Source organism: Thioalkalivibrio sp. ALE25 (genome assembly GCF_000377285.1).
Lineage (GTDB): Bacteria > Pseudomonadota > Gammaproteobacteria > Ectothiorhodospirales > Ectothiorhodospiraceae > Thioalkalivibrio.
On the sequence record NZ_KB897932.1, the window covers coordinates 72,268 to 96,676 of the forward strand.

The following is a 24,409-nucleotide window of genomic DNA, read 5'->3' on the forward strand; positions in this document are numbered from 1 at the left end:
ACTGCGCCGTCAGGCGCGCGGCCGCTTGCCGGCCGGGCGCCCCTTCTTGCGGAGCTTCCCGGCACCAGCCCGCGGCTTGCCACCGTGGGGCGCCGGCGAACGGCCGCCCGCCTTGCCCGCCGACGCGGCCCCGGCCTTTGGTTTCGCCCCCGGACGGGCCGCGGCCTCCACCCCGTTGTGCTGGGTCTGGAAGGTCTGGCCACGCTTTTTCAGGGCCTTCCCGCCGCGGGTCATCCGCCCGCCCGTCGATGGGCGCGCCGCGCCCTGCCCCGTTCCGGCCGGCTGCCAGGTCGGCACCAGATGGTGCTTCCCGTTCCCGATCAGATCGGCCCGCCCCATGCGCTGCAGGGCATCGCGCAGCAGCGGCCAATTGTTCGGGTCGTGGTAGCGCAGAAAGGCCTTGTGCAGGCGGCGGGCGCGGAAGCCCCGGGCGACCGGAACCCGTTCGCTCGCCTTGCGGCGGATGCCACGCAACGGATCCCGGCCCGAGTGCCACATGGCCGTGGCGAGTGCCATCGGGCTGGGCAGGAACGCCTGCACCTGGTCGGCGCGAAAATCATTGCGCTTGAGCCAGAGCGCCAGTTGCAGCATGTCCTGGTCGGTGGTCCCCGGGTGCGCGGCAATGAAATACGGGATCAGGTACTGCTCTTTCCCGGCGGCCTTCGAGTATTTCTCGAACATGGCCTTGAACCGGTCATAGGTGCCCATGCCCGGCTTCATCATCCGGGATAAAGGCCCCTTTTCCGTATGTTCCGGTGCAATCTTCAGGTAACCACCCACATGGTGGGTGACCAGCTCCTTCACGTACTCCGGGGACTCGATCGCCAGGTCATAGCGCAGCCCCGAGGCGATCAGGATCTTCTTGATCCCCGGTAGCGCGCGCGCCTTGCGGTAGAGACGGATGAGCGGGGCGTGATCGGTATCCAGGTTGCTGCAGATCCCCGGGTACACACAGGACAGCCGCCGGCAGCTCTGCTCGATCTTCGGGTCCTTGCAGGCCAGGCGGTACATGTTGGCCGTCGGCCCGCCCAGGTCCGAGATCACACCGGTGAACCCGTCCACCTTGTCGCGGATCTCCTCGATCTCGCGCAGCACGCTGTCCTCCGAGCGGCTCTGGATGATCCGCCCCTCGTGTTCGGTGATCGAACAGAAGGTACAGCCACCAAAGCACCCGCGCATGATGTTCACCGAGAAGCGGATCATCTCCCAGGCCGGGATGCGGGCATCACCGTATGCCGGGTGCGGGGCGCGGGCATAGGGCAGGTCGAACACCGCGTCCATCTCGGGGGTGGAAAGCGGGATCGGCGGCGGGTTGAGCCAGACCTCCTTGTCGCCATGGCGCTGCACGATCGCCCGCGCGTTGCCCGGGTTGGTCTCCAGATGCAGCACCCGCGAGGCATGGGCATACAGGACCGCATCCCCCTTCACCTGCTCAAACGCAGGGATGCGGATCACCGTCTGGTCGCGCGGCGTGCCCCGCGGGATCTGCCGCTGAAAGCGCACGACCTTCGCACCCGGCTCGCCCTCTACCGTCGGGCTGTCCTGCCCTTCGGCATCGGCACAGGTTGCCGGCGAGACCATCGCGTAAGGGTCGGGGTTGGCGTCCACCGGCCCCGGGGTATCGACCTCGCTGGAGTCCAGTTCGACAAAGCCGGCGGGGACCGCATCCCGCAGGAAGGCCGTGCCCCGCAGATCCGTGATCTCGCGCGGGTGCTCGCCCGCGGCCACGCGATGCGCCAGCTCCACCAGGGCCCGCTCGGCATTGCCGAACAGCAGGATGTCCGCGCGCGAATCCAGCAGCACGGAGCGGCGCACCTTGTCCTGCCAGTAGTCGTAATGCGCGATCCGGCGCAGGCTGGCCTCGATGCCGCCGGCCACCACGGGCACATCCTTGTACGCCTCGCGGACCCGCTGGGCGTACACGATCACCGCCCGGTCGGGGCGCTTGCCGTGCACGTCCCCCGGGGTGTAGGCGTCATTGGAGCGGACCTTCCGCTCCGCGGTGTAGTGATTGACCATCGAGTCCATGTTCCCGGCGGTCACGCCAAAGAACAGGTTGGGCCGCCCCAGGGCGCGGAAGGGCTCGGCCGACGTCCAGTCCGGCTGCGCGAGAATGCCGACCCGGAACCCCTGCGCCTCCAGCAGCCGCCCGATGATCGCCATACCGAAGCTCGGGTGATCGACGTAGGCGTCGCCGGTGACCAGCACGATGTCACAGCTGTCCCAACCGAGCGCGTCCATCTCCTCGCGCGTGGTCGGCAAGAACGGTGCCGTGCCAAAGCGCTTGGCCCAGTAGGGCTTGCGGGCAAACAGGGTCTCGGGGGCTGCGGACATCACCAGGCTTCTTCCGGCGGGCGCCGGCAACGGGAAATCCGCGCATTACACGCCCCGGGCGCAGCGAGATCAACAGGGCATGCCCACGGGCGGGGCTTCGTCCTTCAGTCCCCGCCGGGTACGCGCCTGGCGTCAGTAGCGTTCAATGAACAGGTCGATGGCCGGGCTCAGCGCCCCGCGCCAGCGCTGCGCGAGGGATTCGTCCCAGCGCGGGTCCACCTCGCGGGCCGTCTCCACCATGCAGTCCAGCCACACCCCGTACAACTCCGGCGCCACCGGCACCCGGCCATGACGGCTGTGCACCTCGGCCATCTTCTCCATGGTCGGCGCCACAAAGCTCTCGCCCTCCGCGTAGCTGATCGCGGTGGAGACCGCCTGCCCCAGGGCCCGCTTCTGCTGCGACCAGTTCGTGGTCGTAAAGGCCTGCGCCACCCGCTCGTCCGCCGCGAGAAAGCGTTCATAGAAGCGGTCCACGAAGTTGCCGGCCCGCCGGCAACGCCCGTAGCTCTGGTGCACATCGGAGTAGCTCATCCAGATCCCCCAGTCGCGAAAATGCGCGAGTGTAACGGGATTGCTCCGGCGGGTGCTGATCCAGATCAAGCCCGGGCCCGCCCAATCGACGGTCAACTGCCTTCGAGCACACCCGCGTACTGGATACCGGCCAGCCGCGCCAGGTCGCGATCGAACGTGGTCAGGTCATTGGGCCCGAAGTCCTCCAGGCTGGCATGCCCGCAGGCCCGCGCCAGCACCTTCATCAACTCCGTGGAGCCCTCCAGAAACCGACCCAGACGTTCCGCTCCTTCCTGCGGATCCAGCCGGGCGCGCAGGGCGGGATCCTGCGTGGCCACGCCGCTGGGGCACTGATTGGTGTGGCACATCCGCGCGCCCACGCAGCCCACCGCCTGAATCGCCGAATTGGCCAGGGCGATACCGTCGGCCCCCAGCGCGAGGGCCTTCACGAAGTCCGCCGGGGTGCGCAAGCCGCCCGTCACCAGCAGCGTCACGCGACCGGAGACCCCGTTCGCGTCCAGGAATCGACGCGCGCGGGCCAGCGCCGGGATGGTGGGCACGCTAATGTGGTCGCGCAGCAGGGCCGGTGCCGCGCCCGTGCCACCACCGCGGCCGTCGAGGATCAGGTAATCGGCCCCGGCCTCCAGGGCAAACGCCAGGTCCGCCTCGATGTGGTTCGCCGAGAGCTTGAAGCCCACCGGCACGCCGCCGGTCTTCTCGCGCACCGCGTCGGCAAAGCGACGGAAATCAGCCGGCGTCTGCAGGTCCGCGCTCGCCGCGGGTGAATGGGCGTCCTGGCCGGCCTCGATCCCGCGCACCCGCGCGATCTCGTCGCTCACCTTGCTCCCCGGCAGGACACCCCCAACACCGGTCTTCGCCGCCTGGCCGGCCTTGAAGTGAAACGCCTGGACCTTGTCCAGTACCGCGTCGGAGTAGCCAAACCCGGCGGGACCCAGCTCGAACAGGTAGCGGGAATTCTCCGCCTGCTCCGCATCCAGCATGCCGCCCTCGCCAGAGCAGATGCCCGTCCCTGCGCGCTCGGCCCCGCGCGCCAGGGCGATCTTCGCCTCCCGCGACAACGCGCCAAAGCTCATGTCGGACACCAGCAACGGGATCTTCAGCTCCAGCGGCCGCTTCGCCTCCGGCCCGATCACCAGCGATGTCCCGATCTCGGCCCCCTCGTCCAGCGGCCGCGTGGCCAGTTGTGCCGCCAGCAACTGCATCCCGTCCCAGCTCGGCAGCCGGTCCCGCGGGACCCCCATGGCGACCGTGGTCCCGTGTCGTCCCACACCCTCCAGTCCATCCCGCGCCAGCGCGTGGATCCACTCGACATGCGGCTCCGTCTCACTGTTGCGCGGGCTCGGCGCCCGATCCCCGGGCTCGGCGTCACGTGCTTCGCCCTCGGTGTCAGCATCCGCGGCACTCGCCGGCCCGCCGACTGCATCGGCCTCGAACTGCGCATGGGTCCCGTCACAGTACGGCAGGTTCCCGGACTGCTTGCACTGACACAGGTAGGCCTCGCCATCCTCTTGTGCGGTGAATACCAGAGGCTCGATGCCCGTCCCCTGGTGCGAACCGTCGCAGAACGGCTGATCCTGCGAACGCCCGCAGCGGCAGAAGGCGTACTCCTCGCCCTTTTTCAGCTCCACACCCCGGGGTTCCACTGCGGCGATAATCGGCTCGGCCATCGTATGCTCCTTGCGTTCTGTGATCGTCCCCCAGTGTGACAGCGAAACCGCGACAAATTTCCGAATCCGGCGCGCCGCCGTATGATGGGCGCCTCTCGCTCAAGCACGAGGCCCCTCATGACGACCGCCGACCACCGCCACACCCGCCGCGACTACACCCGCGCGGAACTGCGTCGCAGCGACCTTCAGGCCAACCCGCTCGGCCTGCTCAACGACTGGCTGGAGGCCGCGCGCGAGGCCGGCAACCCCGACCCGACCGCCATGATCCTCGCCACCGCCGATGCCGATGGCCAGCCGTCCGCACGCACGGTGCTCCTGAAGCATGTGGATGCCGACGGGCTTGCCTGGTACACCGACTCGCGCAGCCGCAAGGGCCAGGACCTCAACGAGAACCCGCGCGCCGCGCTCCTGTTCTACTGGCCGGAAACGGAGCGCCAGATCCGCATCGAGGGACCCGTCGCCGCCCTGCCCGCCGATCTCGCCGACGAGTATTTTCATCAGCGTCCACGCGGCAGCCAGCTCGCCGCCGCCGCCTCCACCCAGAGCCACCCGGTCGCAAACCGCGACGAGCTGGAGCAACGCGTACGCGCGCTGGAACAACAGTATCCAGATGGCGACATCCCGCGCGACCCCGCCTGGATCGGCTATCGCCTGCAACCGGAGCTGTTCGAGTTCTGGCAGGGGCGCGCCAATCGCCTGCACGACCGGTTCCAGTACCACCGCGTCGGGAGCGACTGGGAGATCACCCGCCTGATGCCATAGGCATCCCCGGCGGCCGCTACCGCTCGCCCGGCCGAATCTGCTAGGATTCGCTCCGCCGTGGCGGCTCGACCCCGCCCGGTTCAGCAAATACGGAGAGGTGCCGGAGCGGTCGAACGGGGCGGTCTCGAAAACCGTTGTACTCTCGCGAGTACCGAGGGTTCGAATCCCTCCCTCTCCGCCAGATTCAAGCACAGGGGGCCCGAGTGGCCCCTTTTGCATGTATAGCCCCAACGTTCTGGGATTCGAACCCGAGGAATTAGAGAAGATGGTTCGACCGGTGGCGCGCAGCGACACCGGAACGCCGCAGCGCAGCGAAGGCGGCCCGGAGGGCGGCGACCACGTCGCCGTAATCCCTCCCTCTCCGCCAGATCAAAGCAAAGGGGCCTGAGTGGCCCCTTTCGCATGTCTGGCCCCTGAGGTTTCAGGATTCGAACCCGAGGAATCGAAAACGATGGTTCGACTGGCAGCGCGCAGCGATGCCAGAACGTCACCGCAGGTGACGACCCGAAGGGCGAGGCACCTCGTGCCGAGTAATCCCTCCCTCTCCGCCAGATTCAAGCAAGGGGGCCCCAAGTGGCCCCTTTCGCGCGTCTGAATACCCCCAATTACGGCGAGAATCGAAACCGACCATCCGACTGGCAGGCCACGGAAATGCCGGAACGTCGCACCGGGGAGACACGGCGCACCGGAGTCACGGCAGGCGCCTGTGCCAGCCCCGGACGATCCGGCCTCGGGCCCTCCACGCGCACAAAAAAAGCGGCCCGGTTTCCCGAGGCCGCTTTCCTTTGATCCGAATCTGGTGGGCGGTACTAGGTTCGAACTAGTGACCCCTGCCGTGTGAAGGCAGTGCTCTACCGCTGAGCTAACCGCCCGGAGCGCGAACAAGATTAGGGTTCGCGCGAGCGAACGTCAAGCATTGTGTGCCGCATTTCCCCGTGATCCTCGGCTCCATCGGGCGGCGCAGCCGCCTTCGGGCGTTGCCGTCAGGTAACGCCCGAAGGGTGAGGCCCACAGGGCCGAATCCATCCCTCCCTCTCGTGGCCGCCAGGCCACGCAGCCCGCCCACCGGTTGCCAGCCCGAGCCCCGTACCAGACAATGCTCAACCTCGGAGAGGTGGCAGAGCGGTTGATTGCACCGGTCTTGAAAACCGGCAGGGGTGGAAGCCCCTCGAGGGTTCGACAAGGCGGCGCAGCCGCCGCAGGACGTTGCCGTCAGGCAACGCCCGAAGGGTGAGGCCCACAGGGCCGAATCCATCCCTCCCTCTCGTGGCCGCCAGGCCACGCAGCGCGCCCACCGGTTGTCAGCCCGAGCCCCGTACCAGACAATGCCCGATCTCGGAGAGGTGGCAGAGCGGTTGATTGCACCGGTCTTGAAAACCGGCAGGGGTGAAAGCCCCTCGAGGGTTCGACAAGGCGGCGCAGCCGCCGCAGGACGTTGCCGTCAGGCAACGCCCGAAGGGTGAGGCCCCCGGGGCCGAATCCATCCCTCCCTCTCGTGGTCGCCAGGCCACGCAGCCCGCCCACCGGTTGCCAGCCCGAGCCCCGTACCAGACAATGCCCGACCTCGGAGAGGTGGCAGAGCGGTTGATTGCACCGGTCTTGAAAACCGGCAGGGGTGAAAGCCCCTCGAGGGTTCGAATCCCTCCCTCTCCGCCAGATTCCAGCAAGAAATCCAAATGCTATCTAACGCATGGGCCAACCCCGCCAATCCGGGATTCGAACCCTCGAGATCCAACGCTCGGGTTCGACCGGCGACGCACAGCGACGCCGGAACGCCGCCGCGAGGTGGCGGCCCGAAGGGCGGCGCCCGCGGCACCGTAATCCCTCCCTCTCCGCCATTCCCCCACCCCACTCGCCGCACCCTCCCCGCACCCCACACATAGCCCATCTAACATGTTTCACATAGAACAAGTTAGATAGAAGAAAATGACTGAAGGCACTATAATCGGCGCCGTTTTCCCGCTTGCGCCCGCGAACCTCCAGCGGGCCCAGCTCCGGCTGCCAGTTCTGTGACGACGGCCCTGGCACGCCCTGGCCCGGAATGCCTTCCGGCGCCCCAGCCCTGGTTTCGGCCGTCGTCGTTTCTCACGAACTGGCCAAGCGAGTGACCCGATGAATCCGATCCTGCTGCGAGTGTTTCCCTTTCTCGGCTGGCGCCCGACCAAGCAAACCCTCAACGCGGATCTCATCGCCGGGATCTCGGTCGCCCTGGTCCTGATCCCGCAATCCATGGCCTATGCCCAACTGGCGGGGCTCCCGCCGGTCTACGGGCTGTACGCTTCTCTGCTTCCTGTCATGGTGGCGGCCCTGTGGGGCTCTTCGAATCAGCTGGCGACCGGCCCGGTGGCGGTAGTTTCCCTGCTGACAGCCTCGGCACTGATACCGCTGGCGGCCGAAGGCTCTTCCGAATTCATCATGCTCGCCATCGCCCTGGCGTTCATCGTTGGCGTGATCCAGTTGATGCTGGGGCTGTTCAAGCTGGGTGCGCTGGTCAGCTTCATCTCGCACCCGGTGATCGTCGGATTCACGAATGCGGCCGCGATCATCATCGCCCTGTCCCAGGTAAACAAGATTCTGGGCGTGCCGATCGATACCAGCGGCCATTTCATGCTCGGTCTCTGGGGCGTGCTCATGGAACTGGGCAGCGTGCACTGGCCAACCCTTGCGTTCGGGATAGGCGCGATCGCCCTGATGGTCGCGATGAAGCGTTTCACGCCCAAGATCCCCGGCGTGCTGGTCGCGGTGGTCGTGGCGATCGTCGCCAGCTGGGCGATCGGCTACGAACAAAAGGCCGAGACCTCCATCGAGCAGATCGCCCCGGCCGAGGTCCTGACCCTTGCCCAGAACATCGAGCGCGAAAGTGCCCGCCTGGCCGAACTCGACGACCAGATCCGACGCCTGGAGGCCGAACTGCAACAACAGGAAGGCGCCGAGGCCGTCCGCCTGCGCCACGAGGCCGACCAGCTGCGCCTGGAGCGCGAGGAACTGCGCCCAGAACTGGCGACCATGCGCGACGAGATCCGCGACCTCACCCTGCGACGGGTGCCCGGCACCGATGACGAACCCGCCCGCTTCATTGCCGACGAACACCTGACCGACGCTGAGCGCGAGCGCGCCGACCGGGCTGCCTGGCGCATCGAGCGGGTGGGCGACGACACCGTGCACCTGAACGGGGGCGGAGCCGTAGTCGGGAATGTGCCTCAGGGCCTTCCCGGCTTCTCGATTCCGGAGATCAGCTTCGGCACGTTCACGACACTCCTGACCACCGCCTTCGTCATTGCCCTGGTGGGCTTTACCGAGGCCATCGCGATTGCCAAGGCCATGGCGGCCCGGACCGGCCAGCGGCTGGACCCCAGCAAGGAACTGATGGGCCAGGGCCTGGCGAATATCGCGGGTGGCTTCACCCAGGGGTACCCGGTCAGCGGCTCGTTCTCCCGCTCGGCCGTGAACCTTAATTCCGGCGCGAAGACCGGACTCTCGTCGGTCTTCACCGCCGTGATCATTGGCCTGGCGCTGCTGTTCCTGACTCCGTTGATCTATCACCTGCCGCAGGCGGTCCTCGCAGCCATCATCATGATGGCGGTGGCCGGCCTGGTGAACTTCAAGGCGATCAAGCACGCGTGGGTGGCCAACAAGCACGACGGCGCCGCCGCGATCGTGACCTTCATCGCCACGCTCGCCATGGCCCCGAACCTGGACTACGGCATCCTGACCGGTGCCGGCCTGGCCATCGTGCTCTACCTGTACCGCACTATGCAGCCGCGCGTATCGGAGCTGGCCCGCTACGAGGACGGCACCCTGCGCGAGGCCCAGCGCTATGGCCTGGAGACCAACGAAAAGGTTGGCATGATGCGCTTCGACGGGTCGCTCTACTTCGCCAACGTGCCGTACTTCGAAGACGCAGTGCTCGACCTGGTCGCACGGCACCCGCAAGCCAAGTACCTGATCGTGGTCGGCAAGGGCATCAACGAGATCGATGCCTCCGGCGAAGAGGTCATCCATCAGCTGGTGCATCGTCTCAAGGCGCGCGGGATCACGCTGGTATTCGCCGGGGTGAAGGCGCAGGTCATGGAGGTGATGCAGCGCACCGGGCTGGACGAGATCATCGGCGAGGACAATATCTTCAAGTCCACCGATCACGCCGTGAAGACGATCTCCGAAAAGGTCGGCGAACCCATCAAGTAGGGGACGCCAGCGCCCGTTGCCCCACGGCCGGCCGGATCTCCCGGACCGGCTGTGGAAACACTGCAACCGGGCGCGCTTATCGCTACACTGTGGCTCATTCGAATGCATTGAGGAGTTGACCCGTGTCCCGAGACCAGATCGTCCGCTCGAGTCGCAACCCGTCCAGCACTGGCTCCATCAGCGAGACCATCTCCACCAACAAGGTGATCCGGCAGACCTACATGCTGCTGTCGCTCACCCTGGCGTTCAGCGCGGTTACCGCGTTCATCGCCATGGCGGTCAATGCGCCGCCGGTGCACTGGATCATCATGCTGGGCGTGCTGATCGGCGGCCCGTTCGCCATCCACGCCGCGCGCAATTCGGCACTGGGCATCGTCCTGACCTTCGCCTTCACCGGTGTGCTGGGCTTCTTCCTCGGTCCGATCCTGAGCATGTATCTGGGCCTGCCCAACGGCCCGCAGATCGTCGGCAACGCCTTCGCCGCCACGGCCATCGCGTTTGTCACGCTCTCCGGCTACGCCCTCGCCACCAAGAAGGACTTCAGCTTCCTCGGCGGCTTCCTGGTCGTCGGCCTGATCGTGGCCCTGCTGGCCATCGTCGCCAATCTGTTCCTGGCGATCCCGGCGCTCTCGCTGGCCATCTCGGCCGCGGTCGTCCTGCTGCTGTCCGCGGCCATCCTGTTCGACACCAGTCGGATGATTCACGACCCCGAGGCCAACTACATCGTGATGACCGTCTCGCTGTACGCGAACCTCTACGTGATGTTCCTGCACCTGCTGAACCTGTTCCACGCCTTTATGGGTGACAACTAAGGGTCCAGCGCCAACCGCAGGAACTCGTTCAAGGGCCCCGCCGCGCGGGGCCCTTTTCGTTGGACACCGCTTACACAGACTCCCGGGGACTTCGGCCCATGACCCAGCTCCAGCGCGGCGTCTTTCTCGACCTGAACACGGTTGACCGGGACGACCTCGACCTCACCGGGCTACGCGCCTGCCTGCCCGAGTGGACCTTCCACGACCGCACGCGACCCAACCAATGCGCCGAACGGATCGCGGACGCCGATGTCGTGATCACGAACAAGGTCGAACTGGATGCCGATCTGCTGGCCGCCGCGCCCCGCCTGCGACTGATCTGCGCCGCCGCGACCGGCTTCAACAATATCGACGTGGCCGCCGCCCGCCGACAAGGCATCGTCGTCAGCAACGCGCGCGACTACGCCACAGACTCCGTGGTGCAGCATGTCTTCGCCCTGCTCCTGACGCTGGTCACGCGGCTGGATGACTACCGAGCCGACATCCGCGCCGGACGCTGGAGCGCCTCGGATCAGTTCTGCCTCCTCGACCACCCGATCGGCACCCTGGCCGGGATGCGCATCGGGATCATCGGGTGGGGGGTGCTGGGCCGGGCCACCGCCCGTGTTGCCGAGGCCTTCGGCATGGAGGTACGGGTTGCGCAGAGTCACGATCCCGCGCAGCAGACGCACGCGGATCGCCTGCCGCTGGAGCGCCTGCTCGCGGAGTGCGATGTGATCAGCCTGCATTGCCCGCTCACGCCCGCAACGCGCCACCTCATCGACGACGACGCACTGCGCCGAATGCGGCCGGGAAGCATTCTGCTGAACACGGCCCGCGGCGGTCTCGTTGACCCCGAGGCCCTGGCGCGTCACCTGCACAGCGGTCATCTCGGCGGCGCGGGCATCGACGTCCTGGAACCGGAACCCCCGCCACCGGGTCATCCGCTGCTGGCAGACGACATCCCGCGCCTCGTGCTGACCCCGCATACCGCCTGGGCGGCGCGCAGCGCCCGTCAGCGGGTGATCGACGAAGTCACGCACAACATCCGCAGCTTCGCATGCGGTTCACCGCGCAACGTGGTGGAATGACGCGCATGGACACCGACCCCCTGCAACAGCGAATCGAGGACCTGGAGATCCGCCTGGCCCACCAGGAATACACCCAGGAGGAGCAGGCCCGCATCCAGATGGAACTGCAGCAGGCCAATGCCGACCTGCGCCAGCAGGTCCAGTGGCTGCGCGACCGCCTGCGTGAGCTTGAGGAACGCGGGGGCGGGCGAGAAGACGCCGAACCACCCCCGCCGCACTACTGACCCCATGGCGCTGACCGTACGCGCGGCTCCCGGCTACGACAGCGCTGCCGACGCACTGCGCAAGGCCCTCGAGGCGCGCGGCTACCGGCACGGCGGCGCGGCTCGGCTGGTCCTGGAAACGGGCGATCACGGCCTGCAGCTCATCCGCGAGGACGTCCAGCCGGCGCTGCGACTGCACCTCGACTTCGCGGCCGGACGCCAGGGCTATCGACTGGCCCATGCCGGCCATCAGCGCGAGGGGCTGATGCGCGCCTTCGGCAAACTCCCGCGCGACGGCCACGTACTGGATGCCTCCGCCGGTCTCGGGCGCGACACCCTGCTGCTGGCCGCGCACGGCTTTCGCGTGACCGCCTGGGAACGTCACCCCGTGGTATATCGTCTGCTCGCCGATGCCCTGGCGCGCGCTGCAACCCACCCGGATCTGGCCCCGGTCATCCAGCGCATTACCCTGCTCGAGGGCGTCGCCGACCCCACGGCCGTGAGCCCGCCCGCGATGGCCGCGGTCTTCGACCCCATGTTCCCGGAGCGCGCCAAACGCGCCGCGGTCAAGAAGGACATGCAACTGATCCAGGCGCTGATGGCGGATACGGCCGACCCCGACGGCGAACAGACCCTGGCCGCCCTGCGCGGCCACGTGGAACGCCGGGTGATCGTAAAACGCCCGCTGCACGCCCCGGCTCTCGGACCGGACGCCCCGCAGGCCAGCGTCAAGGGCAAGAGCGTGCGCTTCGACCTCTATTCGGCCACGGGGCCCGCCGAAGCGACCGCAGCGTCCGGCTGATATCGCTCCTCGCCCGTTTCAGGGGCTGCCCAGAATCAGCCGGTCCTCCCCCGCGAACCGGTAGTCCGGGATGGGCAGGTTACGGCGGGCGTTCTGATCCGCGTAGACCCGCCCCGCCCCGTCATAGCGTCCGCCCCGGCAACGATCGACGAACCCGCCACTCCAGCCATCGGCTTCGTCCGGATGCACCAGGTCCAGCTCGCAGCCCAGGTCCGTCCCCTCACCGATCACCACCAGCCATTCGGGGCGAAAGCTGCGCAGCGGCAGGTCCAGCCCGTCCGGCTGCTGACCGCGGCGCGCAGCGGGATCGACCAGTTCCTCGTCGCTCGCCAGCGCGCCCTGCCAGGCCGCATCCCGGTGGACCACCAGGACATGCCGGTTCCCGTGGACAAAGCGTCCCGCGTCGCCCGGCGCGATCTCCGCAAGGTCCACCCGAAGGGTGTCGCCACGGGTGTCCACCGATCCGGAAAATGCGTACCGCAGCATAACCCCCACCAGCAGCAAGGCGGCCCCCAGCACCATCAGCTTCATGAGCGCGCGGATCCGCACCCGCGTCAGTGAATCCTTCCCGGTTTGCACCCTGATCTCCGTTTTTCTCGTCCACCAGCGAAAACGCTTTGCCTGAACCCAAGTCACCCCTACACTATGCGGCATGAGAGGACCCAACCGTTCCAACCGCACCTACGTCGGCCTGTACAACGACATGTACGGCGGCATGACCCCCATCGGCAATTTCATCCGCGATGCCTGGGTATTCGGCATCCTCCCGGAGACCGAAACCTGCGACGGCTGGGATGTCTCGCGCATCCAGATGCTGCACGACCAGGTCAATGCCGAATGGGACAAGTACGACCTGCGTATCAGCAATCTCCCGCCGGAACTTCGTGAACGTCATGAACGCATCCATCAGGAAGCGATCGAGCGCGCTCGGGAACACGGCTGGGTCGCCGGACAGGACATCGATAGCGAGATGGGCGACGACGCCTGATGGTCGCCGGCGAGCCCCTGATTCGCCCCCTGATCGTCATCGCCAGTCTGCTGGGCGGGATCGCGGTCGTGCTCGGCGCCTTCGGCGCCCACGCCCTCCAGGAACGCCTTTCGGAACACGCCCTGACGACCTGGCACACCGGCGTTCAGTACCACTTCATCCACGCCCTGGCCCTGCTGCTGGTCGCCGCCCTGTGGGCGCAGCTGGCCAACGGCTGGGCCGCCGCCAGCGCGGTGGCCTTCGTGATCGGCATCCTCCTGTTCTCGGGCAGCCTGTACGCCCTCGCACTCGGGGCGCCCCGCATCCTCGGGGCGATCGCGCCACTGGGCGGGACGGCCTTTATCCTCGGCTGGGCGGGGTTGGCCATTGCCGCCTGGCGCGGCTGACCTAGGGAGACGCTGATTGAATCGCACGTCCGCGTTGGTGCCCCCTGTTTTCCGAGACAAGGCGCGTCGTGCAGCGGGTAGTGGTTCTACCCGCAAGCGGCGCAACGCAGGATCGGGGAACAGGGGGCTCCAACCCCACAAGCTATTGAAAGCAGGGGCTCGGCCGCTTTTGCGTGGGAACGGCGTTGCGGTTCCCTTGTGCAGAGTGACTGCACGGCAGTCACCGCGCCTTGTTCGCACGCAAAAGCGACTCGAGCGCGGACGTGCGATTCAATCAGCGTCTCCCTATAATCGCGCCCTGCCTGACCCCAACCTTCACCACCGGACCGAGCGCCCCATGAGCCAGACCTCCTTCGCCGTATTCGCCGAGAAAGCCCTGGACGACATCCAGACCCGCCTGAGCGACCAGAGCGCGCTGGACGACCTGGATATCGACCTGATCGACGGCGTGATGACCATCGAGTTCGACGATGGCGCCCAGCTCATCCTGAACCGTCAGGAGGCCGCCGAACAGATCTGGCTGTCCTCCCCCGAGGGTCCGGCCCACTTCGGCTATTCCGAGGAGGAAGGTGCCTGGATCGATGACCGCAACGGCGAAGACCTGCACGCGACCCTGGTGCGCGTGATCGAGCAGAAGCTGGGCGTGCCGGTCGAACTCTGAGGCGCCGCCGCCGGGCGCCCGAACTCGACAGCTCCTAGTCGCCCTTGCCAGACCCCTTGTCGGCATCGTCCTGCCCGGATGCGGCGCGATCCGTGGTCCGATCGGCGGCGGCGGGCGGCTCGTCTTCCAGCGCGCGCAGATGCGCCTCGACCTCGGCCAGCACCGGGTGCGGCTTATCCTGTTCCAGCGCCACGTCGATCGCCCGCAGCGCCTCCACCGCCTGCGGGTCGCCCCGCAGCGGCATGCGTGCCACCCCCAGCGCCAGCATCCGGAACTGGCGGAATACCAGATAGCTGACGGTCGCCACCACCAGGGCACCCCACATGTTGTCCTGGAACCACAGCCACACCGCTACACCGTAGCCCCCGAAGGTCAGCACGAAGATCCCCAGCGCAACGCGGTGGGAACGGGCCACGATGCCTTCCAGCACCTCGCGGTTGCGGATCACGAAATCACGTTCGAAATGCAAGGGGCAGTTTCCTCGGTTCGGGGTGTCGTCAGGGACGCGCCGGCTGCTGCGCCCGCCAGCGTTCGAAGGTCGGGTATTCCTCGTAGCCCCGCGTCAGCACGTAGTCCATCACGTTGCGCAGTCGATTCAGGTGAACCACGGAGTCGATGCGGATGATCTCCTCACCCTGTTCGTCGAAGAAGATCAGGGTCGGCGCCCAGTGTATATCCAGCGCCGCTGCCCACTCCTTCGGGTTCGTGCGTTCCCCGCCGGGCGTCAGCACCGGGGTATCGGCATCGTCGGCATCCAGCTGCACCGCATCCATCAGCGCGATGCGTTCCAGCACCTCGTCCTGTTGCAGCGGCTCGGAATGCAGGATATCGCAGGCATGGCAAGCCTCGCGCTCGAAGAACACCACCAGCGGCCGATCCGCAGGGATCCGGCTGCGATCCAGCGCATACGGCGGGTTCGCGAAAAAGTCGCGCTGGTTGATGTCGTCCAGGTCAAATTTCGGCGGCGGGTCGGCCCGGTCCAGGTAGTCGCGGAAGCCCCCCTCCCGGTCGTGGCGGTCAATCACGTACTCCAGCAGCGCGCGAAAACGATACGGCGGGTAGTAGCCACGCATCTGGTGGATGCGCTCGCCCTCCTCGTCGTAGAAGGCAATCGAAGGGGTGAAGTTGAGCCGCTGTTCGGCCGCGTAGCGCCGCTCGATCCAGGTCTCGCCATCGAGATCGGTAACTTCCCGCGTCCCCAGGGCATCAATCGCGACGACATTGAAATGGGCCGACAGATATTCCCGGATGTCGCCCTGCGCGAAATTCTTGTCGAACAGCGCCTCGCAGTAGGGACAGTCGTCCATGCCGAAGTAGACCGCCAGCCCCATCTTGCCCTGCTCGACCGCATCGTCCAGGTCCTCGCGCAGGTCCAGGAAACTCAGTTCGAACCAGTCCGGCGTATGCAGGCCGATCGGCCGCGGCGTGTCGTCGAAGACCAGTCCTTCGTCCGCCCCGGCCCCGTCGTCCGCCGACACGGGCGACGCCACAAGCGCCCACGCCAACATCATCAGCGCGAGACCGGCCAGCAGGCCGGGATGGCAAATTCGGCAAGACGGGCGTTTCACGTGGGCGGTTTTCCGAAAGGGCCTGCTACTCGGACGGCGGCTCCAGCACCGAGGTTCCCCCGAGATACGGACGCAGCTTTTCCGGGATCCGGATGGAGCCATCCGCCTGCTGATGATTCTCCAGCAACGCGACCAGTGCGCGCCCCACCGCGACCCCCGAGCCATTGATGGTGTGAACCAGCTCGGGACGCTCGCCGGCCTTCGGCCGGAAGCGCGCCTGCATACGCCGGGCCTGGAAGGCCTCGAAGTTCGAGCACGACGAGATCTCGCGGTACGCATCCTGCGCCGGCAACCAGACCTCGAGGTCGTAGGTGCGCGCCGCGGCGAAGCCCATGTCACCAGCGCTCAAGAGCATGACGCGATAGGGCAGTTCCAGTGCCTGCAGCACGGCCTCGGCGTGCCCCAGCAGGCTCTCGAGCGCCGCATCGGAGTCTTCGGGCCGAACGATCTGCACCAGCTCCACCTTCTCGAACTGGTGCTGCCGGATCAGGCCGCGCACGTCACGGCCGTAGCTGCCTGCCTCGGAGCGGAAGCACGGGGTATGGGCCACCATCCGCAACGGCAGCTCGTCGGCCTCCAGGATCTGGTCCCGCACCAGGTTGGTCAGCGTGACCTCGGCCGTGGGGATCAGGCGGTAGCGCTGATCACAGTCCACCGAGAACAGATCCGCGTCGAATTTCGGCAACTGGCCGGTGCCCTCCAGCGACTCGGGATTCGCCAGGTAGGGCACATAGGTCTCCTGGTAGCCGTGCGAGCCGGTGTGCAGGTCCAGCATGAACTGGGTCAGCGCCCGGTGCAGCCGGGCCATCTCCCCGCGCATGACCACAAACCGCGACCCGGCAACACGAACGGCCGCCTCGAAATCCAGCCAGCCGCCCGGCAGACCCAGATCCACGTGATCCCGCGGCGTGAAGTCGAAATCCGCCGGCGTACCCTCGCGCCGGATTTCCACGTTGGACTTCTCGTCCAGGCCGTCCGGCACATCCGCCTGCGGCAGGTTGGGGATCCCCATCAACAGCGCGTCCAGTTCCTCCTGCACCCCGTGCAGGTCGGTCTCGCACTGCTTGAGCTCGTCGCCCAGGCGCCCGACCTCGGCCTTCAGCGGTTCGATGTCCTCGCCCCGGGCCTTGGCCTGGCCAATGCCCTTGGAGCGGGTATTGCGCTCGGCCTGCAGCTCCTGGGTGCGCACCTGCAAGGCCTTGCGCCGCGCCTCCAGGGCCTCGAAACGTTCGCGGTCCAGGGTGTACCCCCGACGCTCGAGCGCGGTGGCGGTCGCATCCAGATCCTGACGCAGGCTGCGGATATCAAGCATGACGGCTTTCCAGTACGGGGTTGCGGGAACGACGGGGAAGTCTACGGTCGCGGCCCCGTGGCGTCCACGGGCACCGAGCCCGGAGACGCCCACCCCGCACAGCCCGGCGGCCGCGGCCAGACCGGAAACCCGACCTGTCCACACCACATGCCCGGTTCGCGGAAAAGGCCTACAGTTTATGCGATCACATCGCGTGTACCCAGCAGGTCCCTACCATCGAAGCCATGAGTGCACATCCGTCCATCGACCCGACCGAGACCGCCACGCAGGCACTGGCCACGGTCATCGAGACCCTGGCGAACGCGTTGCCCGCCGACGCCCTGGTCACCGAGACCGCGGAACGCCGCGCCTACGAGTGCGACGGTCTCTCTGCCTACCGCCAGATCCCCGGGGCGGTCGCCCTTCCGCGCACGCGGGAAGAACTCCTGACCTGCCTGCGGGTCTGCCGCGAACACGGGGTGCCGATCATCCCGCGCGGCGCGGGCACGGGGCTGTCCGGCGGCGCACTCCCGAGCGAGACCGGACTGCTGCTCTCCATGGCCCGCTTCAACCGCATTCTCGAGATCGACGCGGACAATCGCTGTGCCGTGGTGCAGCCGGGGGTGCGCAACCTGGCGATCTCCGAAGCCGCCGCACCCCAGGGCCTATACTACGCCCCCGACCCTTCCTCGCAGATCGCCTGCTCCATCGGCGGCAACGTCGCCGAGAACGCGGGGGGCGTGCATTGCCTCAAGTACGGGCTGACCGTGCACAATGTCATCGGGCTGGAGATCGTCACCCTCGACGGCGAGACCATCCGGCTAGGCGGCAAGACCCTGGATACCGCCGGCCTGGACCTCCTCGCCTTCATGGTCGGTTCCGAGGGCATGCTGGGCGTTGTCACCGAGGTCACCGTCCGCCTGCTGCCACGCCCGGAACGCACCCAGGTCCTGCTCGCCAGCTTTGCCGACGTGGAATCGGCCGGGCGCGCCGTGGCCGGGATCATCGCCGCCGGCCTGATCCCGGCCGGGCTCGAGATGATGGACAACGCCGCCATCCGCGCGGCGGAGGACTTCGTCCACGCCGACTATCCGACCGACGCGGCGGCCATCCTGCTGTGCGAGCTCGACGGGACCAATGCCGAGGTCTCGGAGGACATCATGGTCGTGCGCAAGAAGCTGCTGGACCTGGGCGCCACCGAGGTGCGCACCGCCCGCGACGATGCCGAGCGTGCCCGCTTCTGGGCCGGGCGCAAGGCGGCGTTCCCCGCCGCCGGCCGCATCTCGCCGGACTACTACTGCATGGACGGCACCATCCCGCGCCACCAGCTCGGTACCGTGCTGGAACGCATCAACCGGCTGTCACAAGAGCACGGCCTGGGGGTGTGCAACGTGTTCCACGCCGGCGACGGCAACCTGCACCCGCTGATCCTGTACGACGCCAATCAGCCCGGACAACTGGAGACCGCGGAGACCTTCGGTCAGCAGATCCTCGAGCTGTGCGTGGAGGTCGGCGGCACCGTCACCGGGGAACACGGCGTCGGTGTGGAAAAGCTGGACGGGATGTGCGTGCAGTTCGCCGCCCCGGAGCTGGAACAGTTTCACCACCTGCGCCGTGCGTTCGACCCGCTGGGCCTGCTCAATCCCGGCAAGGCCGTCCCCACCCTGGCACGCTGTGCCGAGTTCGGGCGCCAGCATGTACACGGCGGCCAGGTGTCGCATCCCGATCTGCCGCGTCTGTAGGATGCCAGCCTCAACCCCACCGCACGCGACCGCTACCATGTCCGCCACGACGCTGGCCACCCCGCTGGCCGACGAGTTCTCCGGTGCCGTCGATGCCACCCTGAACGCGCTGCAGGCCCTGGTCCCACTGGACATCTGGATGCTGACGCGAGTCGAGGCCGACGACTGGATCGTCCTGCACACACGCGGGCGGGCTCCACGCTTCCGCCCGGGTGCCGCCTTCAGCTGGCAGCACTCCTACTGCGTCCACATGCACGCCGGCGAGGGGCCGAACGTGGCCGCCGACGCGCGCAGCGTGCCCGCCTACGCCAGTGCCCCGATCAATGACATCGCGGCCATCGGCTGCTACGTGGGATTCCCCCTGCACGACGCCGAAGGCCAGCTGTTCGGCACCCTGTGCGGTCTGCACCCCGAGCCCGTGGATCCCGCCATCGAACGCCACGAACCGGTCATCCGCGCCCTGGCCGAATCCCTGAGCCACGTGCTGCGCCTGAGCCAGCGCGCCGAGGTCCTGGACCGCCTGCGCCAGCACACAGCCCTGTCCGTGCACAGCGACCCGCTGACCGGGGTCCTCAATCGCCACGGCTGGGAGCTCGCGCTGGAGGCCGAAGAGACCCGATGCCAGCGGCTCGGGCAACCCGCCGGGATCATCGCGCTGGATTTCTTCCCGCGGGGCTTGTCCTCCGAAGGGGCCGAGGGCCACGACGACACCGAACTGGTGCGGGCGATCCTCGCCCTGCAGGAGCGGGCACACCCCACCGACCGGATCGGACGCCTGGGTGGCGGCCGCTTCGCCCTGCTCGCGAGCGAGATGAAGAACCCATCGCTCGCGGAACGCGCCCGATCACTGCAACAATACCTGGCGGATCAGGGCATCCCGGCCAGTGTCGGGTACGCATCACGCGAACCGGGCACCGGCAGCCTCGCAAGCGCCCTGCAAAACGCCGCACGCGGAAAACGCAACGCGCCACAACCCACGGCTAGCTGAACCACCCGTCCCGCCCCAGCGCTCGCTCGACAGGACACATCATGGCCCGGACCTTCGACCCAGCCGACCCTTCGCACACGCCGTTCAATCTCGGGGTCGATCACACCCTGAAGCTGCTCCACCGCCTCGCGCCGCTGGATGTCTGGATGCTGACCCGCATCGAGGACAACGAGCAGATCGTGGTACGCGCCGACGATCACGGCTACGGGATCGAACCGGGCACCGCCTTTGACTGGGGCAACTCCTTCTGCATCCGCATGCTGGCCGAGCGCGGCCCGCGAATCGCTCCGGACGTGACACAGGTGCCCGCCTACCAGGAAGCACTCGCCGCGCAGACGGATCCACCCGCCATTGGCAGCTATATCGGCTTTCCGGTACACGACCGCGAATACGGCATGTATGGCGTACTGTGTGCAATGCATCCCGAGCCCGTCTCCCAGGCGATCGAATCGCACGCGGGGGAGATCGACTCCGCGGTCCAGGTGATCGAGGCACTGCTGCGGCAACGCCGCCAGATCGATGAACTCGAACGCGAGCGCGAGGCGCTGATCCTGAAGGCCTACAACGACAGCCTGACCGGTACCCGCAACCGCCGCGGCTGGCAGATCGCGCTCGATGCCGAGGAACAGCGCTGCCAGGACCACAGCCTTCCGGCGGGCATCATCGCCCTGGATCTCGACCACCTTAAGGCGGTCAACGACCGCGAGGGCCACGACGCCGGTGACCGGATGATCCAGACGGCGGGCCAGGCCCTGCGGGACGCCAGCCGCGAGATCGACGTGGTCGCGCGCCTGGGCGGCGACGAGTTCGGCGTGCTCCTGCCGGAAACCCCTGCCGACTACCTGCCCGAGATCGCCGAGCGGCTGCGCGCGGCGCTCCTGGCGGCGGGTGTCGAGGCCTCCATTGGCTACGCCTGCCGCACCGTAAGCGGCTCGCTGGCCACCGCCCTGACCAACGCCGACGCCGCCATGTACGCCGACAAGCGCCAGCGCCGCGGCCCATCCGCCCGCTGATCGCCGCAGACCTGGGAAACACTGATCCATCGGCGGCACCCGCGGTGCACACCGCCTACACCCCGCAGTCGCGCAAGCGCCGCGCGACGGGTGTCGAGAACCGGCTGCCCGTCCCGCTCCACCCCGCCCGAAACCCGCTGCCGCAGGGCCGCCTTTGGTTTACCATTGGGGTCTTCGCATCCGGGCGACCCCAATTCCACGAGGCCGTTTCATGAGCAAAACCGTCACGCTGACCGACAACACCACCGGCAAGAGCATCGAGCTGCCGATCCAGGAGGGCTCGCACGGCCCCAACTGCCTCGATATCCGCGCCCTGTACAAGGAGCTTGGCTACTTCACCTACGACCCGGGCTTCATGTCCACGGCCAGCTGTCGTTCGGACGTCACCTTCATCGACGGCGACGAAGGCACCCTGCTCTATCGCGGCTACCCCATCGAGCAACTCGCCTCCGAGAGCACCTACCTCGAGGTCTGCTACCTGCTGCTGAACGGCGAACTGCCCTCCTCCGACGATCTCCACGACTTCTCGCGCATCATCAAGGAACACTCGATGCTGCACGAGGCGGTGCGCCGCTTCTTCGACGGCTTCCGCCACGATGCGCATCCGATGGCGATCATGGTCGGCGTAGTCGGCGCCCTGTCGGCCTTCTATCACGACAACGTCGACGTGCATAACCCGGAGCACCGCCGCATCGCCGCGCACCGGCTGATCTCCAAGATGCCGACCATCGCCGCCTGGTCGTACAAATACGCCCACGGCCAGCCATTCATGTACCCGGATAACAACCTGTCCTACACGGCCAACTTCCTGTCGATGATGTTCGGGGTCCCCAGCGAGCCCTACCAGCCGAACCCGGTGTTCGTGCGCGCGCTGGACCTGATCCTGATCCTGCATGCCGACCACGAGCAGAACGCCTCGACCTCCACCGTGCGCCTGTCCGGCTCCTCGGAGGCCAACCCGTTCGCGGCCATCTCCGCCGGCATCGCCTCGCTGTGGGGCCCGCTCCACGGCGGCGCGAACGAGAAGGTCATCCGCATGCTCGAGGAGATCGTGAACTCCGACAAGAGCGTCGAGGACTTCGTCGCCCGGGCCAAGGACAAGAACGACCCCTTCCGCCTGATGGGCTTTGGCCATCGCGTCTACAAGAACTACGACCCGCGCGCCAAGATCATCCGCAAGATGTGCCACGAGCTACTGGAAGAGATGGGCGACATGGGCGCCGATAACCAGCCACTGTTCGACGTGGCCATGGAGCTCGAACGCATCGCGATGGAGGACGACTACTTCATCGAGCGCAAGCTCTACCCGAATGTCGACTTCTACTCCGGCATCATCCTGCGCGCGATGGGCATCCCGCTGAACATGTTCACCGTGATCTTTGCGCTGGCGCGCACCGTCGGCTGGATCTCGCACTGGAACGAGATGATGATGGACCCCGAATCCCGCATCGGCCGTCCACGCCAGCTCTACACCGGCTACCCCTCCCGCGAATACGTCGCCATCGAGCAGCGCTGAGCCAGAAGACCCGGCAGGCGTACCGATCGGCATGCCCTCCAACCGAAAAAGGGCCAGCCCTCAGGCTGGCCCTTTTTTGTGTGCCGGACATGCCCGGCGGTCAATCAGCGAAAGATGCTCTCGTGCCGGGTTTCCATCATCTGCGGTGCTTCCGGCGGGCACACCGTGTCCGGCTCGATGCGTGCACGCTCGTCGACCAGCCCCAGATCGGCAGCCGTCGGCATATCCCCACGCGAAATCTCCAGATACTCAAGCAACCGGCCAAGGCCGTTCAGCGCCCGTGCCTTCGCGATTTCCATGTCGTGCTGCGCGTTGATATAGGCGCGGCTCGCCTCGAAGTACTCGTTCTCGGTGTCGAGTAGGTCCAGCAGGCTGCGCTGGCCGATACCGAACTGCTGTCGGTATGCGGTCCGCACACGGTCCGAGGAATCGCGATGCTGACGGAGGAAACGCAGCTGGCTTTCCAGGGAACGGACGTCGTTGTACGCCACCGATACGGTCTGACGGACGTTACGGCAGACCACTTCCTGTTGGTCACGCGCCTGATTGAACTCCTCCGTGAACTGGCGTACACGCGCCTGATCCGCTCCACCCCGGAAGAGGTTGAACGTCATCATCACCATTGCCGAGGTGTCGTGGACCCGGATGTCCTGCCGCTCCAGAAGATCGTTCTCGTAGGCGTGACGCAATTGCAGGTCGACCCGGGGGTGGAAGGCCGCACGGGCGACGTTGCGTTGCTCCTGCGCCGCCTCCATGTTCCTCAGGGACGCAAACATGGCCGGGTTCATGGTGACCGCCTCGGTCAGTGCCTCCTGCACCGTACCCGGGATGGGCTCTTCGGAGAACGTCCCGACGAGATCCGCCCGGCCATCGGCTGGCATCTGCCCGACCACGCGATAGTAGCGAGCATTGACATCATGCAGGTTCTGTCGCTCGGTCAGAAGATTGGATTCCGCAAGCGCGAGGCGGCCGGCCGCCTGTTCCAGATCCACGCCCCGGCCAACCCCGCGCTCGGTTTGATCGACGATCTGATCGTAGACGTCTTTGTGGGCGTCGTAGTTTTCCTGCGCCAGATCCACCAGCAGCCGCTGACGCTGGACGTCGGCAAACGCCCGAACAGCCTCCAGCGCAATATCCTCGGTCGCCTCCCGCAGCTCGAAGAACCGGACACGCTGGATCTCGCCAAGACGATTCACCTCGCTGGCAGTCTCGAACCCGTCATACAACATCTGCGTCAACGTAATATCCACGCCGCGCGGGTTACGCGAGAAGGTGTCGAAACCGTCGTCACTGTAACGCTGCCGCTGGTAACCCGCGCGCGCGTTGAGATCGATCTCCGGCATGAATCGGCCGCGCGCACCAGTCTGCTCTTCGCCGGCCGCACGAAATGCGTGCCACTGCGACTGGACCTCCGGATTGGACAGTACCGCCTCCATGGCGGCGTCCCGGAGTTCCTCTGGCGGCGCTGCATGCGCAGACACCCCCACCGCCATCGCCACGGCCGCCGTCAGGCCGACGAGAGCCCCCTTGCTGATCACAGTCCCGAATCGCTTCATCGCTCTTGTCCTTTCATTTGGCACGGACACCCCCCAGAACGACCTCTGCCGGGCTTTTTTCTTGCCGGTCAGAAAAGTTCTGGTTATCAAAACTTTTGAATACTAGGGACCACCCCCAGGTGGCACAACTCTCGCTTCCTTCGCCGGCTAACGCTCGCTAAACGGAAAACGAAAAAGAAGTGATATTAAGGATGATTTTCTCTTTACGAATCTGGCTTTTGCCGTCAGCGTAGCCCATCATCGGGTGTGATGCGTAATCCGCTTTCACCGGAGGGCACGCCCACGTGCTTCTGTCTTGTGCCCGCACCCCCTCACAAGTGACCCGGCTGCTCGG

General features: G+C 66.9%; 21 protein-coding genes, 5 tRNA genes and 1 other RNA gene. 18 read left to right on the plus strand and 9 right to left on the minus strand.

Features of this window, described 5'->3' with window-relative positions:
• Positions 1 to 9 precede the first annotated feature (9 nt).
• The 3 genes from C996_RS0108405 to C996_RS0108415 form a co-directional block, all read right to left on the minus strand.
• Positions 10 to 2,334 (minus strand): YgiQ family radical SAM protein, encoded by a 2,325-nt coding sequence (locus C996_RS0108405; protein WP_018867013.1) that lies wholly within the window; start codon positions 2,332 to 2,334, stop codon positions 10 to 12.
• A 132-nt stretch (positions 2,335 to 2,466) separates the two neighbouring features.
• Positions 2,467 to 2,865, minus strand: coding sequence for a globin (locus C996_RS0108410; protein ID WP_018875608.1), 399 nt, complete (start codon positions 2,863 to 2,865; stop codon positions 2,467 to 2,469).
• 92 nt (positions 2,866 to 2,957) lie between these two features.
• Positions 2,958 to 4,532 (minus strand): glutamate synthase-related protein, encoded by a 1,575-nt coding sequence (locus tag C996_RS0108415; RefSeq protein ID WP_018867015.1) that lies wholly within the window; start codon positions 4,530 to 4,532, stop codon positions 2,958 to 2,960.
• 117 nt (positions 4,533 to 4,649) lie between these two features.
• On the opposite strand from C996_RS0108415, the gene pdxH reads away from it, so the two are divergent.
• From pdxH to C996_RS14270, 3 genes are all read left to right on the plus strand, one after another.
• The gene (gene pdxH, locus C996_RS0108420) at positions 4,650 to 5,294 is read left to right on the plus strand and encodes a pyridoxamine 5'-phosphate oxidase (protein WP_018867016.1); all 645 of its coding nucleotides are present in this window, start codon (positions 4,650 to 4,652) and stop codon (positions 5,292 to 5,294) included.
• A gap of 91 nt (positions 5,295 to 5,385) precedes the next feature.
• A tRNA-Ser gene (locus C996_RS0108425) sits at positions 5,386 to 5,475 on the plus strand.
• 239 nt (positions 5,476 to 5,714) lie between these two features.
• Positions 5,715 to 5,845: non-coding RNA, RtT sRNA (locus C996_RS14270), on the plus strand.
• 246 nt (positions 5,846 to 6,091) lie between these two features.
• On the opposite strand, the gene C996_RS0108430 is transcribed toward C996_RS14270, so the two are convergent.
• Positions 6,092 to 6,166 (minus strand) — tRNA-Val (locus tag C996_RS0108430).
• Between the two features lie 236 nt (positions 6,167 to 6,402).
• On the opposite strand from C996_RS0108430, the gene C996_RS14575 reads away from it, so the two are divergent.
• The 8 genes from C996_RS14575 to C996_RS0108460 all read left to right on the plus strand — a co-directional run bounded on the left by C996_RS14575 (position 6,403) and on the right by C996_RS0108460 (position 12,366).
• Positions 6,403 to 6,562: transfer RNA gene (locus tag C996_RS14575), tRNA-Ser, on the plus strand.
• Between the two features lie 69 nt (positions 6,563 to 6,631).
• Positions 6,632 to 6,791, plus strand: a tRNA-Ser gene (locus tag C996_RS14580).
• Between the two features lie 69 nt (positions 6,792 to 6,860).
• A tRNA-Ser gene (locus tag C996_RS0108435) sits at positions 6,861 to 6,950 on the plus strand.
• Positions 6,951 to 7,406: 456 nt separating this feature from the next.
• On the plus strand, positions 7,407 to 9,479 hold the full coding sequence (locus tag C996_RS0108440; protein WP_018867017.1) for a SulP family inorganic anion transporter: 2,073 nt from the start codon (positions 7,407 to 7,409) through the stop codon (positions 9,477 to 9,479).
• 122 nt (positions 9,480 to 9,601) lie between these two features.
• Positions 9,602 to 10,291 carry a Bax inhibitor-1/YccA family protein gene (locus C996_RS0108445; protein ID WP_017941768.1) on the plus strand — a complete coding sequence of 230 codons (690 nt, stop codon included), beginning with the start codon at positions 9,602 to 9,604 and terminating at the stop codon, positions 10,289 to 10,291.
• A gap of 98 nt (positions 10,292 to 10,389) precedes the next feature.
• Entirely contained in the window at positions 10,390 to 11,361 is a 972-nt protein-coding gene (locus C996_RS0108450) for a D-2-hydroxyacid dehydrogenase (RefSeq protein WP_018867018.1), read from the plus strand.
• A 5-nt stretch (positions 11,362 to 11,366) separates the two neighbouring features.
• Positions 11,367 to 11,585 carry a SlyX family protein gene (locus tag C996_RS0108455; RefSeq protein WP_018867019.1) on the plus strand — a complete coding sequence of 73 codons (219 nt, stop codon included), beginning with the start codon at positions 11,367 to 11,369 and terminating at the stop codon, positions 11,583 to 11,585.
• 4 nt (positions 11,586 to 11,589) lie between these two features.
• A complete protein-coding gene (locus C996_RS0108460; protein ID WP_018867020.1) occupies positions 11,590 to 12,366 on the plus strand; it encodes a class I SAM-dependent methyltransferase in 777 nt (258 codons plus the stop codon).
• Between the two features lie 18 nt (positions 12,367 to 12,384).
• Here the strand turns inward: C996_RS0108460 and C996_RS0108465 are convergent, their stop codons facing one another.
• Positions 12,385 to 12,897 carry a hypothetical protein gene (locus C996_RS0108465; RefSeq protein WP_018867021.1) on the minus strand — a complete coding sequence of 171 codons (513 nt, stop codon included), beginning with the start codon at positions 12,895 to 12,897 and terminating at the stop codon, positions 12,385 to 12,387.
• Between the two features lie 121 nt (positions 12,898 to 13,018).
• On the opposite strand from C996_RS0108465, the gene C996_RS0108470 reads away from it, so the two are divergent.
• The 3 genes from C996_RS0108470 to cyaY all read left to right on the plus strand — a co-directional run bounded on the left by C996_RS0108470 (position 13,019) and on the right by cyaY (position 14,401).
• Positions 13,019 to 13,354 (plus strand): hypothetical protein, encoded by a 336-nt coding sequence (locus tag C996_RS0108470; protein WP_018867022.1) that lies wholly within the window; start codon positions 13,019 to 13,021, stop codon positions 13,352 to 13,354.
• Complete coding sequence (locus C996_RS0108475; RefSeq protein WP_018867023.1) at positions 13,354 to 13,740, plus strand: DUF423 domain-containing protein; 387 nt, start codon at positions 13,354 to 13,356, stop codon at positions 13,738 to 13,740. Before C996_RS0108470 ends, C996_RS0108475 begins: the two co-directional genes overlap by 1 nt.
• Before the next feature lie 337 nt (positions 13,741 to 14,077).
• Positions 14,078 to 14,401, plus strand: a complete 324-nt coding sequence (gene cyaY, locus C996_RS0108480; protein WP_018867024.1) for an iron donor protein CyaY — start codon at positions 14,078 to 14,080, stop codon at positions 14,399 to 14,401.
• Positions 14,402 to 14,435: 34 nt separating this feature from the next.
• Here cyaY and C996_RS0108485 read toward each other — a convergent pair whose 3' ends face one another.
• The 3 genes from C996_RS0108485 to serS form a co-directional block, all read right to left on the minus strand.
• The gene (locus C996_RS0108485; RefSeq protein WP_018867025.1) at positions 14,436 to 14,870 is read right to left on the minus strand and encodes a hypothetical protein; all 435 of its coding nucleotides are present in this window, start codon (positions 14,868 to 14,870) and stop codon (positions 14,436 to 14,438) included.
• A gap of 28 nt (positions 14,871 to 14,898) precedes the next feature.
• Positions 14,899 to 15,912: a thioredoxin fold domain-containing protein gene (locus tag C996_RS0108490; RefSeq protein ID WP_026279254.1), complete on the minus strand. Its 1,014-nt coding sequence runs from the start codon at positions 15,910 to 15,912 to the stop codon at positions 14,899 to 14,901.
• A gap of 82 nt (positions 15,913 to 15,994) precedes the next feature.
• Positions 15,995 to 17,281 (minus strand): serine--tRNA ligase, encoded by a 1,287-nt coding sequence (gene serS / locus C996_RS0108495; protein ID WP_018867027.1) that lies wholly within the window; start codon positions 17,279 to 17,281, stop codon positions 15,995 to 15,997.
• Positions 17,282 to 17,505: 224 nt separating this feature from the next.
• Here serS and C996_RS0108500 point away from each other — a divergent pair, with 224 nt between their 5' ends.
• The 4 genes from C996_RS0108500 to C996_RS0108515 all read left to right on the plus strand — a co-directional run bounded on the left by C996_RS0108500 (position 17,506) and on the right by C996_RS0108515 (position 22,519).
• Complete coding sequence (locus C996_RS0108500) at positions 17,506 to 19,002, plus strand: FAD-linked oxidase C-terminal domain-containing protein (protein WP_018867028.1); 1,497 nt, start codon at positions 17,506 to 17,508, stop codon at positions 19,000 to 19,002.
• A 37-nt stretch (positions 19,003 to 19,039) separates the two neighbouring features.
• Positions 19,040 to 19,990 (plus strand): diguanylate cyclase domain-containing protein, encoded by a 951-nt coding sequence (locus C996_RS0108505; protein WP_018867029.1) that lies wholly within the window; start codon positions 19,040 to 19,042, stop codon positions 19,988 to 19,990.
• 41 nt (positions 19,991 to 20,031) lie between these two features.
• The gene (locus tag C996_RS0108510) at positions 20,032 to 21,003 is read left to right on the plus strand and encodes a sensor domain-containing diguanylate cyclase (protein ID WP_018867030.1); all 972 of its coding nucleotides are present in this window, start codon (positions 20,032 to 20,034) and stop codon (positions 21,001 to 21,003) included.
• A 211-nt stretch (positions 21,004 to 21,214) separates the two neighbouring features.
• Complete coding sequence (locus C996_RS0108515) at positions 21,215 to 22,519, plus strand: citrate synthase (RefSeq protein WP_018867031.1); 1,305 nt, start codon at positions 21,215 to 21,217, stop codon at positions 22,517 to 22,519.
• A gap of 104 nt (positions 22,520 to 22,623) precedes the next feature.
• Here the strand turns inward: C996_RS0108515 and C996_RS0108520 are convergent, their stop codons facing one another.
• A complete protein-coding gene (locus C996_RS0108520; protein ID WP_026279255.1) occupies positions 22,624 to 24,012 on the minus strand; it encodes a TolC family outer membrane protein in 1,389 nt (462 codons plus the stop codon).
• Positions 24,013 to 24,409 lie beyond the last annotated feature (397 nt).

What these genes read in the sequence shown, in the direction of transcription:
- C996_RS0108405 (WP_018867013.1), bottom strand. Translation starts at nt 2,334, where the DNA reads ATGTCCGCAGCCCCCGAGACCCTGTTTGCCCGCAAGCCCTACTGGGCC.
- C996_RS0108410 (WP_018875608.1), bottom strand. Translation starts at nt 2,865, where the DNA reads ATGAGCTACTCCGATGTGCACCAGAGCTACGGGCGTTGCCGGCGGGCC.
- C996_RS0108415 (WP_018867015.1), bottom strand. Translation starts at nt 4,532, where the DNA reads ATGGCCGAGCCGATTATCGCCGCAGTGGAACCCCGGGGTGTGGAGCTG.
- pdxH (WP_018867016.1), top strand. Translation starts at nt 4,650, where the DNA reads ATGACGACCGCCGACCACCGCCACACCCGCCGCGACTACACCCGCGCG.
- C996_RS0108440 (WP_018867017.1), top strand. Translation starts at nt 7,407, where the DNA reads ATGAATCCGATCCTGCTGCGAGTGTTTCCCTTTCTCGGCTGGCGCCCG.
- C996_RS0108450 (WP_018867018.1), top strand. Translation starts at nt 10,390, where the DNA reads ATGACCCAGCTCCAGCGCGGCGTCTTTCTCGACCTGAACACGGTTGAC.
- C996_RS0108455 (WP_018867019.1), top strand. Translation starts at nt 11,367, where the DNA reads ATGGACACCGACCCCCTGCAACAGCGAATCGAGGACCTGGAGATCCGC.
- C996_RS0108460 (WP_018867020.1), top strand. Translation starts at nt 11,590, where the DNA reads ATGGCGCTGACCGTACGCGCGGCTCCCGGCTACGACAGCGCTGCCGAC.
- C996_RS0108465 (WP_018867021.1), bottom strand. Translation starts at nt 12,897, where the DNA reads ATGAAGCTGATGGTGCTGGGGGCCGCCTTGCTGCTGGTGGGGGTTATG.
- C996_RS0108470 (WP_018867022.1), top strand. Translation starts at nt 13,019, where the DNA reads ATGAGAGGACCCAACCGTTCCAACCGCACCTACGTCGGCCTGTACAAC.
- C996_RS0108475 (WP_018867023.1), top strand. Translation starts at nt 13,354, where the DNA reads ATGGTCGCCGGCGAGCCCCTGATTCGCCCCCTGATCGTCATCGCCAGT.
- cyaY (WP_018867024.1), top strand. Translation starts at nt 14,078, where the DNA reads ATGAGCCAGACCTCCTTCGCCGTATTCGCCGAGAAAGCCCTGGACGAC.
- C996_RS0108490 (WP_026279254.1), bottom strand. Translation starts at nt 15,912, where the DNA reads ATGATGTTGGCGTGGGCGCTTGTGGCGTCGCCCGTGTCGGCGGACGAC.
- serS (WP_018867027.1), bottom strand. Translation starts at nt 17,281, where the DNA reads ATGCTTGATATCCGCAGCCTGCGTCAGGATCTGGATGCGACCGCCACC.
- C996_RS0108500 (WP_018867028.1), top strand. Translation starts at nt 17,506, where the DNA reads ATGAGTGCACATCCGTCCATCGACCCGACCGAGACCGCCACGCAGGCA.
- C996_RS0108505 (WP_018867029.1), top strand. Translation starts at nt 19,040, where the DNA reads ATGTCCGCCACGACGCTGGCCACCCCGCTGGCCGACGAGTTCTCCGGT.
- C996_RS0108510 (WP_018867030.1), top strand. Translation starts at nt 20,032, where the DNA reads ATGGCCCGGACCTTCGACCCAGCCGACCCTTCGCACACGCCGTTCAAT.
- C996_RS0108515 (WP_018867031.1), top strand. Translation starts at nt 21,215, where the DNA reads ATGAGCAAAACCGTCACGCTGACCGACAACACCACCGGCAAGAGCATC.
- C996_RS0108520 (WP_026279255.1), bottom strand. Translation starts at nt 24,012, where the DNA reads ATGGCGGTGGGGGTGTCTGCGCATGCAGCGCCGCCAGAGGAACTCCGG.